A 19,544-nucleotide genomic window follows, 5' to 3' on the forward strand; every position below is an offset into this window, starting at 1 on the left:
ACTTCGCCCGCGCCTGGCCGGGGATCACATTGCTCGCGGTGTTGCCGACATCGACCGTGGTGAATTCGAGGTTGCTGGCCTGGAATTGCGCGCTGCCGTGATCGAGCGGCTCGTCGCTCAACGCCACGATCAGCCGCGAGATATCGGGCACCGGGTTCGAGGCGCGGTGCGGATAGGCGACGTGGCCCTGCACGCCGTCGACGACCAGTGTGCCGGATTGCGAGCCGCGCCGGCCGATCTTGATCATGTCGCCGAGTACCTCGACGTTGGAGGGCTCGCCGAGCACGCAATGGTCGAATTTTTCGCCGCGCTCGGCGCACCATTTCAACAGCTTGACGGTGCCGTTGATCGAGACGTCTTCCTCGTCGCCGGTGATCAGGAAGGAGATCGAGCCGCTGGGTCGTCCACCGTGGTCGCTGAGATATTGCAGCACCGCGGCGACGCTGCAGGCGATGCCGCCCTTCATGTCGACGGCGCCGCGGCCGTAGAGATAGCCGTCCTTGACCTCGCCGGAGAACGCGCCGAGCGTCCACGCCGCTTCATCGCCGGGCGGCACCACATCGGTATGGCCGGCAAAGGTGATATGCGGCGCCGAAGAGCCGATGCGGGCGTAGAGGTTGTCGATATCGGCGGTGCCGGGCTCCGAGAACGTTACGCGGTGGACGTCGAAGCCTGCGCTTTTCAGCAAATTTTCAAGAACGCCAAGCGCGCCGGCGTCGGCCGGGGTGACGGAGGGGCAGCGAACCAGATCGCGGGTAATCGAGACGGCATCATTCATGCGCCTCGCTTAACACGTCACACCGCGGGTGGACCAGCTTTGTGCGGCATCATTCGAGCTCGCTCTGCTGATCCCAGCCCTGCCTGGAGCGCGACCCGCTGTCGCGGCCGCCGCCTCGGCTGACATGGGTTTTTCCAAGCGGATTGCGGCCGTAGCGATTGGGGTACGAGGTGCCGGGCAGAAAGGCGAGCTCGATGAAGCCCCAGATATAGAGCACGAAGACGATCGCGCCCGCGGCCATCACCCAATAGGACTCATCGGGAAGCCGGTCCGAGAACTGGCTCATGAGGCCGGGGATCGCGAAGAACGGGACCATCCACCAGCCGCTCTTGTCGCGGTCGTGCAGGCGCTTGATCGAGACCGCGATATAGACCCAGACGAACAGCACCGTCCCGCTGGCCTTGCCCAGCAGCGCCGGCAATCGGGCAAGAGTCAGCGATTTGTAGCTATCCGGGTCGAAGGCCCGGAAGATGTCGTCGACATTGAAGCCGAACGACCCATGCTTGCCGCCGAGGCCGGCCGAGATCACCAGGGCGGCCAGGAATATCATCCAGCAGACGATGATCAGTGCCGCGAGCCAGAACTTGGCCCGGCTGACGCGGCCCTTGAAGCCGAACAGGTAATTGGCCCAGTCCATGAAAGAACTCCGGGCAGCGGCAATGTTTCGCGGCCCGGAGTTTTGTCGGCGTCGGATCGAATTCGGTTCGATTCTCTTGACCAGTCATCCTGAGGAGCCGCGAAGCGGCGTCTCGAAGGATGCACGGCCACCAGCCGGGCCGTCGACCCTTCGAGGGCCGCTGAAGGAGCGGCCACCTCAGGGTGACGGTGATGGACTGGTCTCGCGGCGGAAGACCGATCAGTCCCGAAGCAGCTCGTTGATGCTGGTCTTGGCGCGGGTCCGCTCGTCGACGCGCTTGACGATCACGGCGCAGGCGGTGGCCGGGCCCGGCTGGCCGTTCTTCAGCGGCTTGGCCGGCAGCGTGCCGGGAACGACGACGGCGTATTCCGGGACCTCGCCGACGAAGATCTCGCCGGTCTCGCGGTCGACGATCTTGGTCGAGGCGCCGAGGAACACGCCCATCGACAGCACCGCGCCCTTGCGCACGATGACGCCCTCGGCGACCTCGCTGCGCGCGCCGATGAAGCAGTCGTCCTCGACGATCACGGGCTCGGCCTGCAGCGGCTCGAGCACGCCGCCGATGCCGACGCCGCCGGAGATGTGCACGCGCTTGCCGATCTGGGCGCAGGAGCCGACCGTCGACCAGGTGTCGATCATGGTGGCTTCATCGACATAGGCACCGAGATTGACGAAGGACGGCATCAGCACGACGTTGCGGGCGATGAAGGCAGAGCGGCGCACGATCGCGCCGGGGACCGCGCGGAAGCCCGCGTCGCGGAAGCGGTTCTCGCCCCAGCCCTCGAACTTCGAGGGCACCTTGTCCCACCACGACGCCTTGCCCGGACCGCCGGGAATGGCGCTCATGTCGTTGAGGCGGAACGAGAGCAGCACGGCCTTCTTCAGCCACTGATTGACCTTCCACTTGCCATTGGCCTCGCGTTCGGCGACGCGGGCCTCGCCCTTGTCGAGCAGCTCCAGCGCGTGGTCGACGGCCTCACGGACCTCACCCTTGGTCGACGTCGAAATGCCATCGCGGGCGTCGAACGCGGTGTTGACGGTGGTTTCGAGGGCGGACAGCGACATCGGGACAATCCTTGGGCGTATCGGGGATATGACGGGAATTTTGCAGGGCTTTTTCGGGATTTGGGGCTGTGGAGTCAAGGCTGACTCCATCGTCGTCCCGGCGAAGGGGAGAGATCAGGGCTTCAGTCGCTGCAAGAATCCCGTGAGATCGTCCGTGACATGGTCGACATAAGCGGCATCGCGGCCTTCGAGCTCCCAGGTTTCGCGCACCACTTCCTGGCTGCCGTCGGGCACGACGAGCACGGTGGTCATGCCGAGCTCATGCGGCACTACCAGATTGCGCGCGAGGTCCTCGAACATCGCAGCCTTCGACGGGTCGACGTCGTGAAGCCTGAGGAACTTCTGATAGGTCTGCGGCGCCGGCTTCGGCTCGAGATCGGCGGCGATGATGTCGAACACGCCGTCAAAATGGTCGGAGATGCCGAGCCGGCCCAGCACCGCATCGACATGATCGACCGAGCCGTTGGTCAGGATCAGCTTGCGCCCCGGCAGTTTTGCGATCGCAGCGCCCATTGCCGGATTCGGCTGCAACGGCGAGTGGTCGATCTTGTGCACATAGGCGAGATAATCGTCCGCCTGCACGCCGTGCTCGGTCATCATGCCGCGCATCGTGGTGCCGTAGCGCAGGTAATAGTCCTTCTGCAGCCGCCGCGCTTCCTCGGGCGAGATTTTCAGCCAATTGCCGACGAACTCGCCGATCCGCGCATCGACCTGCTGCCACAGGTTGACGTGATGCGGGTACAGCGTGTTGTCGAGGTCGAACACCCAGGTCTCGACGTGGCCGAAGCTGCGGGGAGTTTTCATGTTATCTTTCCGTCGTCGTCCTGGCGAAGGCCAGGACCCATACCGCGTGATCCATCAAATGAAGCGCGGTGCCAATACCGCGCAACGGCCGGTCACGACCCGTCTTCGCCAAATGATTGCCTGTGGTAATGGGTCCTGGCCTTCGCCACGACGACGGTGATCCATGTGGCGCCACTGTCTTCATCACGGCATCGCAAAGCGCAGCGTCTTGCCGCCGCTGGTCATGTCGACGGTGGTGAAGCCGAGCGCGGTGAGGCCGCGGGTGGCGCAGTCGCCCTGCTCGTTGACCTCGAACTTGCTTTCGCGGGTGCAGAGCTGCACCCCGCCGCCCCAGTTCAGCGGCTTGTCCTTGATGCGGATGGCGCGGTTATCGCCGTCGACGGCTTCGGCGAAGGAATAGATCTGCTTCGGCGTGCCCGACACGTCGGGATGCAGACACTTGCCGGGGTCGATCCGATACCAGCCGCGGCTGGTCACCATCTTGCCGTCATCGGTTGCAACCGCGGCCATCACCTTGTGCGGCGTGTCGTTGCACCAGGTCAGTCCTGAGGGCGACGGCTTCTGCACGGCATCGACCATGGTGGTGAAGAAGTTCGGCGACTGCACGATGTCGCTGGCAAGCCCGCGGCTCTTGAGGAATGCCGAGAGCGCACCCTGGGTCTTCGGCCCGTCGACGCCGTCGATCGGCGCCGCGTCATAGCCTGCGATCACCAAGAGGCGCTGGATGCCGGCGAGCCGCGCCTGCTCGTCGTCATATTCGCTGTCTTCGGCGAGATAGGCGACGAGATTGCCGTCATCGCTCTGCGTCGGCATGATCTGGGTGAATTGCGCCGGTGTCTGGCCGGAGCGGCATTGGCGCGCGGCGGCGATCACGAAATTGTCCTGCGCGACGCACAGCGTGTCGGTGCCGTTCTGCGGGATCGGCGAGGCGCCGTAGACGCCCAGCGCGCGCGCATTGAGCAGCACGCGGTCAGCGGTGAGCGCGCCCTGCACCACGACGCGGCAGGTCGCCGGATCGATGCGGAACCAGCCGCGTGTTGCGGTTGCGGCCTTGTCGTCGATGCCGATCGCGGCCTCGATCACATAGCTCATGCGGTTGCAGAGCTTGAGGTCGGCATGCGCCGGCGCCGCCGAGAACAGGAAGGACACCAGTGCGGCCGGCAGCGACATCGCGAGCCGCGCCGGCGGCGACCGGCGAGGGTTCCTCGCCGCGCGTCCCGCGATGACGACCTCGTCTGCCATTACTTATGGATCAGCGTGCCGGTGCCCTGGTTGGTGAAGAGCTCGAGCAGCACAGCGTGCTGCGTCTTGCCGTCGATGATCACGACGCCCTGCACGCCCTGTTCGAGCGCGTAGATGCAGGTCTCGACCTTTGGGATCATGCCGCCGGAGATCGTGCCGTCGGCGATCAGCTTGCGGGCTTCCTTGATCGACAGGTCCGGAATCAGCTTCTTGGACTTGTCGAGCACGCCGGGCACGTCGGTCAGCAGCAGCAGGCGCTTGGCTTTCAACGCGCCCGCGATCGCGCCGGCAAAGGTGTCGGCGTTGACGTTCAGCGTCTGGCCGTCCTGCGCGGTCGCCAGCGGCGCCAGCACCGGGATCAGCTCATAGCCGATTAGCTGATTGAGCAGCGTGAGGTCGACCTTTTCGGGGTCGCCGACGAAGCCGAGATCGACCGCCTTCTCGATGTTGGAATCGGGATCGACCATGGTGCGCGTCGTCTTCGACGCCTTCACCATGTTGCCGTCCTTGCCTGAGAGGCCCACGGCCTTGCCGCCGGCCTCGTTGATGTAGCCGACGATCTGCTTGTTGACCGAGCCCGCCAGCACCATCTCGACGATCTCGATGGTTGCAGCGTCGGTGATGCGCAGGCCCGCGGCGAATTCCGACTGGATGCCGAGGCGCTTCAGCATGGTCGCGATCTGCGGCCCGCCGCCATGCACGACCACCGGATTGATCGCGGTCTGCTCGAGCAGCACGATGTCGCGCGCGAACGCCTTGGCGGTGTCCTCGGCGCCCATGGCATGGCCGCCATATTTAATGACGATGGTTTCCTCGTCATATTCCTGCATGTGCGGCAGCGCCTCGGACAGGATGCGGGCCTGATCGAGCGGGCTGATGTGCTGGTCGGTCATGGGGCTGGTCTCACGTCAGCGGAGGGACGGGCGCGTTTCTATCTGATTGCCGGGCAGGGCGCAAAGCTGTCTTCAAACCTCTCCCACAAGGGAGAAGGAAGGCAGTGATCACCGCCTCGGCCACATCGCCGAAACCGCCAGCGCCAGCCAGCTCAGGATCAGCAGCGTTCCGCCTGATGGAGCCGCCATCGGAAACAGGCCATGGCCGCCATATTGGCGCAGCGTGAGATCGCCCGCGAACAATGACGCGGCGATGACGAAGCCTGCCGCTGCCGCCACGCCGAGCTTGGCATGGATGATCGCGCGCTCCGCCACCGCAATGGTCGCGATGGCGGCGGTGGCATGGAACAGCAGCATCGAGGACGCTGCCGCCAGCCGCGTGGCGTCCGGCAGATGGGCCGCGGCCGCCGCCAATATCACGCCGCAGGCGCCCATGATGGCGGCAAGGCCGATCAGGAGACGGGGCGCGCCGTTCATCGGCGCCGCTCCTCGATCAGGCGTACCATGGCGGCACGCAGCTCCGGCATGCCGTCGCCGGTGCGCGACGAGGTCACCAGCACTTCGGGGAACGCGGCGGGATGTTTTGCGAGCGTCGCGATCGTATCTGCGGTGACGGTCTTGAGTTCGCCGGCCTTGACCTGGTCGGCCTTGGTCAGCACGACCTGGTAGCTGACCGCGGACTTGTCCAGCGTCTTCAGCACGTCGAGATCGACGTCCTTGATGCCGTGGCGGGCGTCGATCAGCACATAGACCCGCGCCAGCGTCGCGCGCCCGAGCAGGAATTTGTGGATCAGCGCGGTCCATGACGCCACCTTGGTCTTCGGCGCCGAGGCGTAGCCGTAACCTGGCATGTCGACGAGACGAAAGTCCGCGTTTACCGGGCCCTCGAAGAAGATCAGTTCCTGGGTGCGGCCCGGCGTATGCGAGGTGCGAGCCAGCGCAGTGCGGCCGGTCAGCGCGTTGATCAGGCTCGATTTGCCGACATTGGAGCGGCCGGCAAAGGCGACCTCGAGGCCGGCCATCGGCGGCAGGGTCTCGATCGAGGGCGAGGCCCAGATGAAGCGCCAGTCGCCGGCGAACAGCTTTCGCCCCTGCTCGATCAGCTCCGCATCAGGTTCGGCGGTCATGCGAAGGATCCCATCAAGGCGCAAGCGGCTTCGCCGTCATTGCGAGCGGAGCGAAGCAATCCATTCTTCAGCACGGGAAGGATGGATTGCTTCGTCGCTTTGCTCCTCGCAATGACGGGATACGCAGTGGAGTTAAGTCGGCTTCTTGGCGAAGGCCGACTTCAGATTGTCGAATAACTCCACCTTCACGCCGTTCTTGCGCATGATGAAGCTCTGCTGCAGCACCGAGAGCGTGTTGTTCCAGGCCCAGTAGATCACGAGACCCGCCGGGAAGCCGGCCAGCATGAAGGTGAAGATCAGCGGCATCCAGTCGAAGATCATCTTCTGGGTCGGGTCCGGCGGCGCCGGGTTGAGCTTCATCTGCACCCACATCGTGATGCCCATGATGATCGGCCAGATGCCCATCACCAGGTAGGCGCCGAAATGCGGTCCGAGCAGCGCGATCGGATCGAACGGAACGAGCCCGAACAGCGTGAACAGATTGGTCGGATCGGGCGCGGAGAGATCCTTGATCCAGCCGAAGAACGGCGCGTGCCGCATTTCGATGGTGATGAACAGCACCTTGTAGAGCGAGAAGAACACCGGGATCTGCAAGGCGACGGGAAGACAACCGGCGATCGGGTTGATCTTCTCCTTCTTGTAGATCTCCATCATCTCCTGCTGCTGCTTCACGCGGTCGTCAGGATAGCGCTCCTTCAGCGCGGCCAGCTGCGGCTGCACCGACTTCATCTTCGCCATCGAGGCGTAGGACTTGTTGGCGAGCGGGAAGAACAGCAGCTTCACGATCACCGTCACCAAGAGGATCGCGATGCCGAAATTGCCGACCAGGCGATAGAACCAGTCGAGCGCCAGGAACATCGGCTTGGTGATGAAGTAGAAATGGCCCCAGTCGATCAGGAGATCGAAATGGTTGAGGCCGAGCTGCTTGTTGTAGCCGCCGAAGCCGACCAGCGGGAAGTTGAGGCCGACCGTGGCGGCCTCCTTCGCGCCGGCGAACAGCCGCCCGTTGGCAACGCCGGTGCCGCCGATCGGAATGGTCTGCGCGCCCAGCATGTAGTCGGCCTGGTAGCGCTTGTCGCCGGTGGTGAAGCGGGCGGTGTCGAGCGTCGCATTGGTATCCGGCAGCAGCGCGGTGGCCCAGTATTTGTCGGTGATGCCGAGCCAGCCGTCGGTGATCTTCGAGAACACGATGCCGCGCGAGTTTCCACCGGTCGGGGTCTTGGCCTCGTCGAGGTTCTTGTAGGTGAATTCCTGCAGGCCCTGTTCGCCGAGATAGCCGATCGGGCCTTCGTGCAGGATCGCGTAGCCCGAGACCGGCGGCTTGCCGCCGCGCGAGATCAGGCCGAACGGATACAGCGTCACCGGCGCGCTGCCTTGATTGATGACCTCGTCCTTGATGCTGAAGAGGTAGCGATCGTCGATCGAGATGGTGCGGCGGAAGGTCAGGCCCTGGCCGTTGTCGTATTTCAGCGTCACCGGGGTGCTCGGCGACAGGCTGTTCGAACCTTCCTGCTGCCAGACGGTGTCGGCGTTCGGCGTCTTCACCGACGAGCCGCTGGCGGTCAGCCACAGGAATTCGGCATAATAAGGCTCGGCGGTACCCGACGGCGAAAGCAGCACGACGGCCGGCGATGTGGGGTCGACGGTCTCGCGGAACTGGACCAGCGCCAGATCGTCGATCCGGGCGCCCTTCAGCGCGATGCTGCCGATGATGCGCGGGCTCTCGATCTTGATGCGCGGGCCGGCCGCGAGCACCGTCTCGCGGCTCGCCACCGGGGCGTCGGCAGCAGGCGCGGCCGCCGTCGGTGATGGCGTCGCGGTGCTTCCGGGAGCGGCGCCGGGAGCAGCAGCGCCAGGGGTCGCCTGCGGCGTCGGCTTCAGCAGTTCAGCCTGCTTCTGCGCCTCGCGCTGCTTCTCCATCTGCGGGACGTTATAGAAGTATTGCCAGGCGATCAGGACGAGGCCCGACAGAATGACGGCGATGATCGTGTTGCGGTTGTCGGACATCTCTTATGGTCTCGTCATTCCATTCGGATTGGGAGCGCTTTTGTTACCCGCCTTGTTGGTACCCGTCTTATTGGTACCAGTCTTGGGCGCAGGCCGGTCGAGGCGGCCCAGCGCCGACCGCAGGTCGTCAATCATGGTCGCAAAGTCGCGGGTCAGCGCGTCACGACGGCCGACTAGCACATAATCATGGTGTGGCCGCATGAATACGGCATCGACCCGTCTTATCACTTCGCGAAGTCGGCGGCGGATGCGGTTGCGCTCGGTCGCGGTGCCGTTCTTCTTGGTGACGGCATAGCCGACGCGGATCGGGCCCTGATCGTCGCGACGGCGGCCCTGCAGCACAAAAGCCGTGGTATTCGCCCGTGCGCCATTGGCAACGGCGAGGAAATCCGCCCGCTGCCTCAGCCGATCCATAATGGGTATCTCCGGAGAGGAGACGTCCGGGCTCAGGCGCTCAGGCGCTTACGGCCACGCGCGCGACGCGCAGCGAGGACCTTTCGGCCGCCGGCCGTGGCGAGACGGGCGCGGAAGCCGTGACGGCGCTTGCGCACCAGTTTGCTGGGTTGATAAGTCCGCTTCACGGGTAATTCTCCGCTGACCGGGCAATTTGCCGTTGTATTGAGATGGAGTCCGATGATGCTGGCGGGCCCAAGCGAGCCGTCTACGGCCCTAAATGAGCCGCCCCCGGTCAAGAACCGGGCCATCGCGGACAGTTGGCGCGGCTTATAAGGGAGCGCCCTGTTCTCGTCAATGTCACAGGGCGTCGCAAAGAGGCTTCTTTGAAACGTCGCAATTGGGGCGAATATAACTGTTTTCGCGGGGTTTTTGACGGTGAGGAGCGCTTTGGGGCGTTCGGGGAACCGCCGACATTAGCGATCCGTAATTTGACCGGCTTGGGGGCCGGGCCGCATCTTCCGACCCCTAAGCCCAACAAGGCCTTATCTTGTGGCTCTAACTGACGATCAGGCGACCGCGCAGAAACAGCGGCCCAAGCCGTCCCACCGGCTCGGGCTGTCGGGCAAGCTTTTGCTGCTGACGATTCCGCTGGTGATGATCGCCGGGCTCCTGATCTACGTGCCGGCCATCGCCAACTTCCGGATGAACCGGCTCAATGACCGCCTAGCCGCAGCCAACACCGCGGCGCTGGTGCTCGATGCCGCCCCCTCCGGCCTCGTGCCGGATTCGCTGGCCCGGCAGATCCTCACCAGCATCGGCGCCCGCGCCGTCGCCATCAAGCTCGGGCAACAGCGCCGCCTGCTCGCCAGCGCCGACCTGCCGGCCTCGATCGACCATGATGTCGACATGCGGGCCATGACGGTGTGGTCGGCGATCGTGGATGCCTTCGAGATCATGCTCGAGCACGGTGACCAGACCATCCGCGTGGTCGGACCCGCGCCGGGCCAGGCGCAATTCATCGAGGTCGTGATCGACGAGAAGCCGTTGCGGCAGGCAATGTACCGCTTCTCGCGCAACGTTCTGGTCGTCGCGCTCCTGATCGCCGGCCTGACCGCCGGCCTGGTCTATCTGGCGCTGCATTATCTGTTCGTCCGCCCGATGCGGCGGCTGACCGCGAGCCTGGTCGGGTTCCACGAGAATCCGGAGAGTTCGGCGCGAATCATCGTGCCCAGCCAGCGCGGCGACGAGATCGGCGTTGCGGAGCGCGAGCTGTCGGACATGCAGCGCGACCTGGTCTCGATGCTGCATCAGAAGAGCCGGTTGGCCGCGCTCGGGCTCGCCGTCTCCAAGATCAATCACGACCTGCGCAATTTGCTGGCGTCCTCGCAACTGCTGTCGGACCAGCTCGCCAGCGTGCCGGACCCGCGGGTGCAGCGCTTCGCGCCGAAACTGCTGCGCTCGCTGGAGCGCGCCATCGCCTTCTGCCAGTCGACATTGTCCTATGGCCGCGCGCAGGAGGCGGCGCCCGATCGCCGCGTGATCATGGTGGAGCCTGCGGTTGCCGAGGTGCGCGAGTCTGCCGGGCTGGCGACCGATGTCTCGATCACCTGGATCAGTGCAATCGAGCGCGGCCTCACCATCGACGCCGATCCGGACCAGCTGTTCCGCGTGCTGCTCAATTTGGTGCGCAACGCGACCCAGGCGCTGGAAAGCCGGCAGGACAGCGACGGCGGTGCCCAGCAGATTCGCATCACCGGCCGCCGAGAGGGCACGGTTGCGATCCTGGAGGTCTCCGACACCGGCCCCGGTGTTCCGGCCAAGGCGCGCGAGCACCTGTTCGAGGCGTTCCAGACCTCCGGCCGCCCCGGCGGCAGCGGGCTCGGCCTTGCGATCGCGGCCGAGCTGATCCGGGCCCATGGCGGCCATATCCATCTGGTCGAGGGCACCATCGGCGCCACCTTCCAGATCTCGATCCCGGATCGCCCGGTGGAACTGCTGTCGGTCCGCAGCGAGCGGGCGAGGGCCTGAGGTCATTCTGGTAACCCAGGGCAGCCAAAACCGCGGCCGAAATTGGCGCTTGCAGACCTTGCCAACCGGACCGGGAGCCTGTAGCTAGAGCGCTCTTTCGCGACGTTCCGGGGCTCCCGGAGCCGTGCGGGCTTTAGGCCCACCTGCGAAAATGCGCCCGTAGCTCAGCTGGATAGAGCATCAGACTACGAATCTGAGGGTCGGACGTTCGAATCGTTCCGGGCGCGCCATTTGGCATTGTTTTCATTGAAGTTTCGTGTCGCATGCCGCGCTCGCTCCTGGTCGGAGCGGGAGCGACGCCGTTGACCGCCGGCTCCGGGCTTGTCGCGACGATCAAGTACTTGTGCGACGCAGTATTATTTTATTGCATTGCAACAAAATGCGTCTACCTGTGCTGCTCGAGTCCTATCGAGGAGCCTCCAAGTGACCAAGATTTCTCTGTCCATCGTAGCCGCCACCCTCGCAATCGCGAGCGTGACGTTCGCATCCGCTGCGGAGCGTCCGACTTTCGAAGCCGCGGGCCTGCCGATCTCGCCGGTGCAGGCTGGTGTGCTTGGCGCCGCCAACGTCCACGAGCAGGCGCCGGTAGCTGCGACGTCGGCAACTCCGCATCAGCTCAGTGTTCTGACGCCGCGAAGCAAGATCACGACCGCGCGGGCTTCGGTCCGGACGGACCGCGCGTTGCACTGACTGGCATAACTGGTCCAACTCCAGAAAGCCCGCGACCACGTCGCGGGCTTTCTCATATGTGAGGTGTGCAACGGCTGTCTCCGCCCTCGCTTATCCGCGCAGCAGCATGCGGCCGTCGTCGAACTCGATCGCATGCTTGGACAGCCGCAAGGCCCCGACATTGCCGACTTGCGAACGCTATCGACGCCGGTGATGGCGAGCGGCCATCCCGTAGAAACCCTGCTTGCGCTCGTCCGACCGTTGAGAAAAAATAAGGCCTTTCAGCCTATAAGCGGCAGAACGTTTTTTATTCATTTTGTCTGTCCATTTGAACCGGCGGGTCATCTCTCATGTCGAGTGAGATCTCAAACGCCATTTTGTTAGCGGCGATTTTTCTGGGTGTCGTCTACGGCAGTCGCATCCTCGAGAAGAGGTGGCCGATTGCCGATGTTTCCCGCGCCGAGTTTCGCGATGACTGGCTGGCGGTTATCGTGAGCGTCGGGTTGGAGCACATGCTTGCCCCGATCGCGGCGATCAGCGCGGGTGCGATTGCGAGCTACGCCGGGGTCGGTTGGATCAAGCTGCCGACCGAAGGCTACTGGTGGTACGTCTCCCTCGCGATCGTCGTGGTGGCGCTCGATCTCTACAAGTACACATTCCATCGCCTGCAGCATGCGATCCCCTTTCTTTGGGCGATGCACTCGTTCCACCACAGCGCCAACGGCATTACGTTCATCACCGGTGCCCGGCATTTCTGGTTGGAGAGGGTGTTGTCTGATGCCTTCCTTCCAATCCTGGCGATCCTGTTTCGGATCCCGCCGGATATGGCAATCGCCGCGGGATTCATCTTCTTCGTCCCCGATGCGTGCGCGCATCTCAACGTCCGCATCCCGCTCGGCCGGTTCGTGACATGGGTCAACAACCCGCAATGGCACCGGATCCATCATTCGGTCCATCCCGAGCATCGGGACAAGAATTTTGCTGCCTTCTTTCCGCTCCTGGACATTGTGTTTGGCACGGCGTGGGTGCCGAAGCCGGACGAGTATCCTGCGACGGGACTTGTGCCTGCCGAACGGGTGGACATCATCAACAGCGTGATCTGGCCGATCCGGCATCTTCGGCATGGGGAGTCAAAGAATGAACTGGGTTAAAGGCCTCTTGCTGTTCTTCGCCTTGCTGCTGGGCTACGCCGACCTCGTGTCGACCAATGTGATTTTGACTCTCGGGTTGGGCGAGTTGAACCCGTTCATGCATCTGGCTCAGACATGGTTCGGCGTATGGTGGCTGGTCCCAAAGCTAGGTCTCACGTTCGTCCTGACGTGGTTACTTTGGCGCAGCACCAACGTTTACAACGTCGCTCTTGTCGTCGCTTTCTGTTGTACGCCCGTCCTGAACAATCTCGTCATCATCGCGGGTGCGAACTGAGCCGGCCACTTCGTCTCGTGGTCGGAATCCGCGAAGCGCTGGTGTTGTCCGGCGCGTCTTGCTGCAAGGACGATGAACAGAACCGCGCGCGGCGCGGGACATGAGTTCGGCTATTTTAGAACGATACGAGCTTTTCCATGGGTGAAATTGACGGGGTGCAATCTTGTGTGCCCGGCCCGGTTTCAGCACGGGCCGCGCGCGTGTTCCCTCACTCATATTCTGAAGCCCCAGAGGCCAGGAGCCTCTGGATCATCATCGCCGCGCTCACCGCAGTTGCCACCGCCGGGCTCGTTCTGTCGGGACTTCGGGTCTCATTCAACCCTGTGATCGTCGTCGGCTTCCTGGCATTGGTCGGCCTCAATCTGGTCTACACCAGGATCAGGCCCAACAGACGCATCGCGTCATTTGCCCTCACCTGCGCGCAGCTGGTTGCGTTCAGCAATGTCGGGACCGTTCTCAGCTATCTTGCTGCGTCCGCCGGATTTCCTCTGGTCGACAACGCTCTCGCTGCGACCGATTCCGCTGTAGGCTTCGATTGGCTCGCATTCTTCAACTGGGTGAAGCTGGAGCATCCCAACATCGGTTGGGCGCTCGATATCATCTACGATACCCTCTTCATTCAGTTCGGCGTCCTGCTGGTCGTGCTGAACACGATCGGAAAGCTCGAGAGGGCCAGAGAACTCGCCTGGCTCTTTGTGGTCACGCTGCTGATGATCCTTCCGTTGTCGATGCTGCTGCCCGCGGAGGGCGCCTGGGCGCATTACGGTGTGTCACATTTGACAAGCGCCTATTACCTGTCCGACTTCTATGCGATCCGCGATGGATCCATGAAGGTCATCGATCTGGCCAGGATCAACGGCATCATTCAATTTCCCTCGTTCCATGCAGCGCTTGCGCTGATCCTCATCCTGACGAGCCGGGGCACTTTCCTGCTCGCCGTCTTTCTCCCGCTCAACGTTCTCATCATCGTATCGGCGCTGACCGCCGGCGGTCACCATCTGAGCGATATTGTCGTCGGGCTGGCCACCGTGCCTGCGGCCATGCTCGTGTTGCGGGCGGGCAAACTTTCATTCTAGAGCTGTCTTGACGCGTTTTCTTCACGCGAACCGGCGTCCATCCCGCATCAAGTGCGGGACAGGCTTCGCTCGAAAACGCTCTGGCTCGTAGAACCTGTCCGCCCCGTCCGGCGACAAACACTCTGGAATGACGGATGATCGCGTCCGGTGGTCAGGAGATCGAGTGATGTCGGACAGAACCGTGCTCGCCTGCATCGTCTGCAGTGCCCTGATCCTGGGGGCCCTGGGCGCGACCGTGCACGCGCAGACGCCGTCGAGCTGCAAGGAGCCGCGGACCGGCACCGATCGCGTCCCGATATTCTCGCCGCCGCTCGCCAATGTGGTGACGGGCAAGGGACGGCTGCAATTCTACTCGGCGCCGAATCTGCACTGCCCGATCGGCGGCGTGTTCGTCATTCCGAATGACGCGCTCGTCGCCTATGCGCAAACCAATGACGGCTGGTCGTCGGTGATGTATCTCAATCCACGGGGCGGCAACGACGTCTCGGGTTGGGTGAGGTCGGCAAGATTGAAGGCGACCGGGACCGTCGGTCCAAAGCAATAGCGGGCGAACCGGGGGCGCAGCGGGTGCGGCTTCCATGGCGTGGCCAGCAGGTCACGACGCATCTCTCTTGCGTCCATCAATGGATCGCCGCGTACATGATCTTCTCCTCGGTGGCCTCGACCGCGGAGAATTCCTCGACCACCTTGCCCTGGCGCGAGACCAGGATGCGGTCGGAGAGGGCCATGATCTCGGGCAGATAGGATGAGATCACCACCACCGCCTTGCCCTCGTCGGCAAGCTGGTTGATCAATTCGTGGATTTCGACAATGGCGCCGACGTCGACGCCGCGGGTCGGCTCGTCGAAGATGATCAGCTCGGGCTCCTGCACCAGTGACTTGGCGATCACCACTTTCTGCTGGTTGCCGCCCGAAAGCTCGACCACCTTGGCCTCGTCGCCGATGGCGCGAACCTTGAGCCGTTGGGTCCAGGTCTTGCCCACCGTGTTGGTCTCGCGCCGCGACAGCATCATCCGGCCGGCGGGAAACTTCGACAGCAGGCCGAGATAGATGTTGCGGGCGATCGAGGCGGTCTCGAAGAAGCCCTCGACCTTGCGATCCTCGGTCACATACGCGATGCCGGCCTTCACCGCCGGCGCCGGAACCCGATAGCGCACCGGCTTGTCATGCAGCAGGATCTCGCCGCCATGGAAGAAGTCCCGCTTCAGCACACCGGATACGATCTTGAAGGTTTCGGTGCGGCCCGCGCCGACCAGGCCGAACACGCCGGTGATCTGCCCGGCAAACACCGACAGCGAATTGTTCTTCACCATCGGCGCCATCTTGAGGTTCTGCACCGTGAGCACGCGCGCGCCGGCGGGCCGCACGCTGGACTTCCTGGCGCCGTACAGCGTGTTGGAGAGGTCGCGCCCGACCATCGCCTGCACGATCGCCGCGCGATCGAATTTCGCCGCATCGTCGGTGACGACGTGCTTGCCGTCGCGCAGCACGGTGATCCGGTCGGCGAGCAGCAAGGCCTCTTCCAGCGCGTGCGAGATGAAGATGATCGAGACGCCGCGCTTCTTGAGGTCGCGGACGAGGTCGAAGAAATACTTCTTCTCTTCCGGCGTCAGCGATGCGGTCGGCTCGTCGAAGATGATGACCTTGGCCTTGTGCAGGACCGCGCGCGCGATCTCCACCATCTGCTTCTTGGCGGCGCCGAGCCCGCTCACGGTCGCGGTCGGCGTCACGTCGAAATTCAGCGACTGCAGGAATTGCTGGGCGGCGATGTAGATACCGCGCAGCCGGTTGTAGAACTTTTCCTGCCCGAGAAACAGGTTCTGCGCCACGGTCATGGTCGGCACCAGGCTGTTCTCCTGGAACACCATGGCGATGCCGAGATTGCGGGCCTCGAGCGGCGTGCGCGGCGCGACGTCGGAGCCGTCGACCGTCATGCTGCCCGACGTCAATGTCACGACGCCGGCCATCACCTTGGTCAGGGTCGACTTGCCGGCGCCATTCTCGCCGACCAGTGCGTGGATCTCGCCGCGGCGAAGCTCGAAGTCGACGCCCTCGATGGCGGGCACGCCGGCATAAAGCTTGGTGGCCTTGCGCAGGGACAGCACGGTGTCGCTCATGAGCCTGTCTCCTCGGCCAGCCCGGCGAGGGGCAGTTTCAGCACGCGGCCCGGTCCCTTGGCGATCAGCACGAGGTCGCTGCCCAGCTCGAGCGCCGCGACGACGCCGTGATTGACGCCATCGACCCGGCTGTGCAGCGAATAGAGCGGCTTGCCGTCTTCGCCCAGCCGGATCACGAGGCCGTAGGATCGCGGCGGCGCCCACGGCTTGATCACGCCCATGGTCTTGATGTGCGCGCCCTGCATCGGCTCCTTGAACGAGAAGCCCGAGCGCAGCCGCGGCGCCACCCAATAGGCCGGGTCGATCTCGGCCATCATGCGGCGGCGGTAGCCCGGTTCGCGCAGCACGAATTCGATCAGCTGGGTGCGTGCGGTGAACGCCGTGAGCCAATAGCCGCCGCCTGCGGCCTTCGACAATCGCGACGGATAGACCGGCAGGTGGCCGAGCACGATCTGCGGCGGCCTGCCATTCGCAACAAGCACGAGACGATGTCGCCAGCTCTCGCTGACCAGCACGCCATCGCCGCGCGCGCACGCGCCGAAGGCGTAGCCGAGCTTCGAGGCCAGCGGCTTCACCGATCGGGTCCTGGGATCGAGCCGGAACACGCGGCCGCTCCGGTTGAGCTCCATCAGGTCGCGCGCCCAATCGTCGACGCCGCAGGTCGCCGAGCCGTCGGTCGCGATCAAGGTCCCGTCGTCTGCCGGCGTCAGTGCGTTGATCGCATTGAAGGCGGCGTCGCTGAATGTCACGCTCGGTTCGCCCGATGAAGGATTGGCATAGAGGCGCACCTCGCGGCCGCCGAGCGCGACCGCGATGCCGCCGTCGGCGAGTGCACACAGCGCCGAGATCGGTTGCTCGAAGCTGCGCAGCTCCGTCGCGATGCTGCCGTCGAGCCGCAGCAGACGCCGGCCGTCGGCGACATAGAGGTTGCGGCCATCGGTTGCGAGATCTTCGAGCGCCTCGCACTCCAGCAGCGTCGTCGCGGCCTCCAGTTGCTGGTTCGGCTTGAGCGCGCCGTCGAACGACGGCACGGTGATGGTGGCCTCGCCGCGGCCGAGGAAGCGGTTGGCGAATTCTCTGACGGCCGCGATCACGACGCTTTCCCCCAGCGCTTGTCATACTGCACGTAGTTCGGGTCGGCATTGTCGAGCTTGTAGCGGCCGATCCGGTTGTTCATGATGCCGCCGAGATAGAGGTAGCCGCGATGCTCGCGCATCGAGGTGATCATCGGGTGGTTCTCGCCGCGCAGGTCCCAGAACGATTCGAGGATCTTGCCCTGCTCGTTGAACTTGACGACGCAGCCGGTGTTGATGTTCGGGAACAGCCATTCGTCGACCGGGACACGCTTCGCCATGCGGCGGCGGAAGCCCGGCATCTTCCAGGCGAGGTCGAGCGAGGGGCTGCGCATGCCGACCAGCGCCAGCCAGTAATTGCCGTCGGAGGCGAGGTTGATGTTGTCGGGGTAGCCCGGCAGATTGTCCATCACCACCTCGACCTGGCCCTTCTTCGGTCCCGCGAACCACAGCCGCTTGATCGAGCAGCCGAAGGTTTCGGCGAACAGGATCGACTGGCCGTCGCTCGCGACACAGATGCCGTTGGGGAATTTGAGGCCGCGCAGCGCCGTATGGGTGGCGCCGGTCTTGGTGTCGTAGCAGATGATGCGGCCGTTGCCGCGCGCCTCGAGGCCGTCGATCGGCCATTCGTCCATCTCGTAGCGCACGGTGGCTTCGGAGAAGAAGATCAGGCCGTCGTCGGTGATGTCGAGGTCGTCGGCGAGCCGCAGCCGGCTGTCGTCATTCACCGAATGCATGCTGCGGTTGGTCTCGTCGGTCGCCTTCTCCACGGTGCCGTCGGGCGTGATCCGGTATAGGCCCATGCCGCCGATGCAGACATAGAGATTGTCCTGCCGATCGAAGGCCATGCCGAGCGGCTGGCCGCCGATATGGGCGAACACCTCCATCCGCTGATAGTCGGGCGCGAAGAAGCGCATGATGTCGCCATGGCGCGAGCCGGCGTAGAGATTGTTGTTGCGGTCGAGGATCACGTCCTCCGGCGCCTCGATGCGGCCGAGGCCGATCAATTCGACGTCGCGCAGCTTGTCGTTCTGCTCGAACGGGCCGCCCTGGCCGATCTCGGTAGCCGGGGGTGGCGGCAACGCGTGATAGGTCGGCGCGACATAGACCTTGCTGATGATGCGGGTGCGGTTCTTCTGCCAGCGGATGTCGACCATGGCGGCGAGCAGCAGGATACCTGCGAGCGCCATGCGGTTGATGCCGCCGCGCGCATTGAGCGTGGTCAGGCCGTTGGTGATCAGGAGCACGATCAGCACGCCGACCAGCGATTTGGCGACCGAGCCCTTGCCGCCGCCGAGCGTGATGCCGCCGAGCACGGTCGCGGTCAGCACGATCACCTCGAGGCCGACGCCGATGTCGCCGCCGACGGTGCCGAGCCTTGCTGCGAAGAACAGCGCGGCGATGCTGGTCAGCACGCCGCTCGCAACGTAACAGAGCGCGATGGTGCGGCGAACCGGAATGCCGGAATTGTAGGCCGAACGGCGCGAGCCGCCGATCGCGGTGATGTGCCAGCCCGGGCGCAGCCGCGTCATGAAGATGTGGCCGAAGATCGCGATCGCGATGTAGACCAGCGCGACGCTCGGAATGCCGAACACGTCGCCGCCGCCGATGAAATTCCAGGACGGGATGTCGGGAAAGGCCGCGGCGATCGAATTGGAGTAGCGCTGGATCAGCAGGTCGAACGCCGAACGGTAGATGATCAAGGTGATCAGCGTGGTGATGAAGGCGCGCAGCCGCAGATATCCGATCAGGACGCCGTTGACGGCGCCGAGCAACGCGCCGCAGGCGAGGGTGGCGACCACCACCGCAGGCACCGGCCAGTTCAGCACGTCGAGCAGATAGAGCGCGCAGAAATCCGTCAGCGCGAAGATCGAGCCGACCGAGAGATCGATGCCGCCGACGATGACGACCAGCGCCATGCCGAGCCCGATGAAGCCGATCTCGCCGGCCTGCCGCGCGGTGTCGGCAAGGCTCGCCGGCGACAGGAAATGATCGATGGAGCGGCTGAGCGCGAAGCCGACGATCAAGAGCAGGATCACCGGAATGGCGGTCTCGGTCCAACGCTTGGACAGGATCTCGCCGAGGAGATGATCCGGCCAGTAACGGTAACGCAGGCTCGTCAAGGTATCGCGCATCGGCATTCCAGCAAGGCGTTCGATTTCGGGAGATGAACGTCCCGGGCGGGATGCGCCCGGGACGTCCGGCGG

20 protein-coding genes and 1 tRNA gene are annotated in these 19,544 nt (G+C 64.2%); 7 read left to right on the forward strand and 14 right to left on the reverse strand.

Annotated elements, in window-relative coordinates; all coding sequences use genetic code 11:
• The 11 genes from dapE to rpmH all read right to left on the reverse strand — a co-directional run.
• Positions 1-778, reverse strand: a 778-nt coding sequence (gene dapE / locus BraRD5C2_RS30095) for a succinyl-diaminopimelate desuccinylase (protein ID WP_223974760.1), incomplete at its 3' end; no start/stop codon positions are given.
• A 49-nt stretch (positions 779-827) separates the two neighbouring features.
• Entirely contained in the window at positions 828-1,415 is a 588-nt protein-coding gene (locus BraRD5C2_RS30100) for a DUF805 domain-containing protein (protein WP_223974761.1), read from the reverse strand.
• 219 nt (positions 1,416-1,634) lie between these two features.
• Positions 1,635-2,480, reverse strand: a complete 846-nt coding sequence (gene dapD / locus BraRD5C2_RS30105; RefSeq protein WP_097674394.1) for a 2,3,4,5-tetrahydropyridine-2,6-dicarboxylate N-succinyltransferase — start codon at positions 2,478-2,480, stop codon at positions 1,635-1,637.
• A gap of 114 nt (positions 2,481-2,594) precedes the next feature.
• Positions 2,595-3,284 carry a pyrimidine 5'-nucleotidase gene (locus BraRD5C2_RS30110; RefSeq protein ID WP_223974762.1) on the reverse strand — a complete coding sequence of 230 codons (690 nt, stop codon included), beginning with the start codon at positions 3,282-3,284 and terminating at the stop codon, positions 2,595-2,597.
• A 183-nt stretch (positions 3,285-3,467) separates the two neighbouring features.
• Positions 3,468-4,454, reverse strand: a complete 987-nt coding sequence (locus BraRD5C2_RS30115; RefSeq protein WP_223974984.1) for a DUF1036 domain-containing protein — start codon at positions 4,452-4,454, stop codon at positions 3,468-3,470.
• Positions 4,455-4,525: 71 nt separating this feature from the next.
• Positions 4,526-5,419, reverse strand: a complete 894-nt coding sequence (gene argB, locus BraRD5C2_RS30120; RefSeq protein WP_223974763.1) for an acetylglutamate kinase — start codon at positions 5,417-5,419, stop codon at positions 4,526-4,528.
• A gap of 108 nt (positions 5,420-5,527) precedes the next feature.
• Positions 5,528-5,896, reverse strand: a complete 369-nt coding sequence (locus BraRD5C2_RS30125) for a DUF423 domain-containing protein (protein ID WP_223974764.1) — start codon at positions 5,894-5,896, stop codon at positions 5,528-5,530.
• Positions 5,893-6,546 (reverse strand): ribosome biogenesis GTP-binding protein YihA/YsxC, encoded by a 654-nt coding sequence (yihA, locus tag BraRD5C2_RS30130; protein WP_223974765.1) that lies wholly within the window; start codon positions 6,544-6,546, stop codon positions 5,893-5,895. The genes BraRD5C2_RS30125 and yihA overlap by 4 nt, the downstream gene beginning before the upstream one ends.
• A 132-nt stretch (positions 6,547-6,678) precedes the next feature.
• On the reverse strand, positions 6,679-8,553 hold the full coding sequence (yidC, locus tag BraRD5C2_RS30135; RefSeq protein ID WP_223974766.1) for a membrane protein insertase YidC: 1,875 nt from the start codon (positions 8,551-8,553) through the stop codon (positions 6,679-6,681).
• 3 nt (positions 8,554-8,556) lie between these two features.
• Positions 8,557-8,967: a ribonuclease P protein component gene (gene rnpA, locus BraRD5C2_RS30140; RefSeq protein WP_223974767.1), complete on the reverse strand. Its 411-nt coding sequence runs from the start codon at positions 8,965-8,967 to the stop codon at positions 8,557-8,559.
• A gap of 32 nt (positions 8,968-8,999) precedes the next feature.
• Positions 9,000-9,134, reverse strand: coding sequence for a 50S ribosomal protein L34 (gene rpmH, locus BraRD5C2_RS30145; protein ID WP_008542748.1), 135 nt, complete (start codon positions 9,132-9,134; stop codon positions 9,000-9,002).
• A gap of 364 nt (positions 9,135-9,498) precedes the next feature.
• On the opposite strand from rpmH, the gene BraRD5C2_RS30150 reads away from it, so the two are divergent.
• The 7 genes from BraRD5C2_RS30150 to BraRD5C2_RS30180 all read left to right on the forward strand — a co-directional run bounded on the left by BraRD5C2_RS30150 (position 9,499) and on the right by BraRD5C2_RS30180 (position 14,691).
• Positions 9,499-10,977 (forward strand): sensor histidine kinase, encoded by a 1,479-nt coding sequence (locus BraRD5C2_RS30150; protein WP_223974768.1) that lies wholly within the window; start codon positions 9,499-9,501, stop codon positions 10,975-10,977.
• Between the two features lie 153 nt (positions 10,978-11,130).
• Positions 11,131-11,207 (forward strand) — tRNA-Arg (locus tag BraRD5C2_RS30155).
• 193 nt (positions 11,208-11,400) lie between these two features.
• Complete coding sequence (locus tag BraRD5C2_RS30160) at positions 11,401-11,667, forward strand: hypothetical protein (protein WP_223974769.1); 267 nt, start codon at positions 11,401-11,403, stop codon at positions 11,665-11,667.
• 329 nt (positions 11,668-11,996) lie between these two features.
• Positions 11,997-12,797, forward strand: coding sequence for a sterol desaturase family protein (locus BraRD5C2_RS30165; RefSeq protein WP_223974770.1), 801 nt, complete (start codon positions 11,997-11,999; stop codon positions 12,795-12,797).
• Positions 12,784-13,071: a DUF5658 family protein gene (locus BraRD5C2_RS30170; protein ID WP_223974771.1), complete on the forward strand. Its 288-nt coding sequence runs from the start codon at positions 12,784-12,786 to the stop codon at positions 13,069-13,071. Before BraRD5C2_RS30165 ends, BraRD5C2_RS30170 begins: the two co-directional genes overlap by 14 nt.
• A gap of 137 nt (positions 13,072-13,208) precedes the next feature.
• Positions 13,209-14,147, forward strand: coding sequence for a phosphatase PAP2 family protein (locus BraRD5C2_RS30175; RefSeq protein ID WP_223974772.1), 939 nt, complete (start codon positions 13,209-13,211; stop codon positions 14,145-14,147).
• Positions 14,148-14,313: 166 nt separating this feature from the next.
• Positions 14,314-14,691 carry a hypothetical protein gene (locus BraRD5C2_RS30180; RefSeq protein ID WP_223974774.1) on the forward strand — a complete coding sequence of 126 codons (378 nt, stop codon included), beginning with the start codon at positions 14,314-14,316 and terminating at the stop codon, positions 14,689-14,691.
• 76 nt (positions 14,692-14,767) lie between these two features.
• On the opposite strand, the gene BraRD5C2_RS30185 is transcribed toward BraRD5C2_RS30180, so the two are convergent.
• Genes BraRD5C2_RS30185 through BraRD5C2_RS30195 form a run of 3 tightly spaced genes read right to left on the reverse strand, consistent with a single transcriptional unit; the run spans position 14,768 to position 19,478 of the window.
• Positions 14,768-16,264, reverse strand: a complete 1,497-nt coding sequence (locus BraRD5C2_RS30185) for a sugar ABC transporter ATP-binding protein (protein WP_223974776.1) — start codon at positions 16,262-16,264, stop codon at positions 14,768-14,770.
• A complete protein-coding gene (locus tag BraRD5C2_RS30190) occupies positions 16,261-17,358 on the reverse strand; it encodes an SMP-30/gluconolactonase/LRE family protein (RefSeq protein ID WP_223974778.1) in 1,098 nt (365 codons plus the stop codon). Before BraRD5C2_RS30190 ends, BraRD5C2_RS30185 begins: the two co-directional genes overlap by 4 nt.
• Positions 17,355-19,478 (reverse strand): ABC transporter permease, encoded by a 2,124-nt coding sequence (locus BraRD5C2_RS30195; protein WP_223974779.1) that lies wholly within the window; start codon positions 19,476-19,478, stop codon positions 17,355-17,357. Before BraRD5C2_RS30195 ends, BraRD5C2_RS30190 begins: the two co-directional genes overlap by 4 nt.
• Positions 19,479-19,544: the final 66 nt, after the last annotated feature.

Source organism: Bradyrhizobium sp. RD5-C2 (assembly GCF_019972155.1).
Taxonomy (GTDB): domain Bacteria; phylum Pseudomonadota; class Alphaproteobacteria; order Rhizobiales; family Xanthobacteraceae; genus Bradyrhizobium.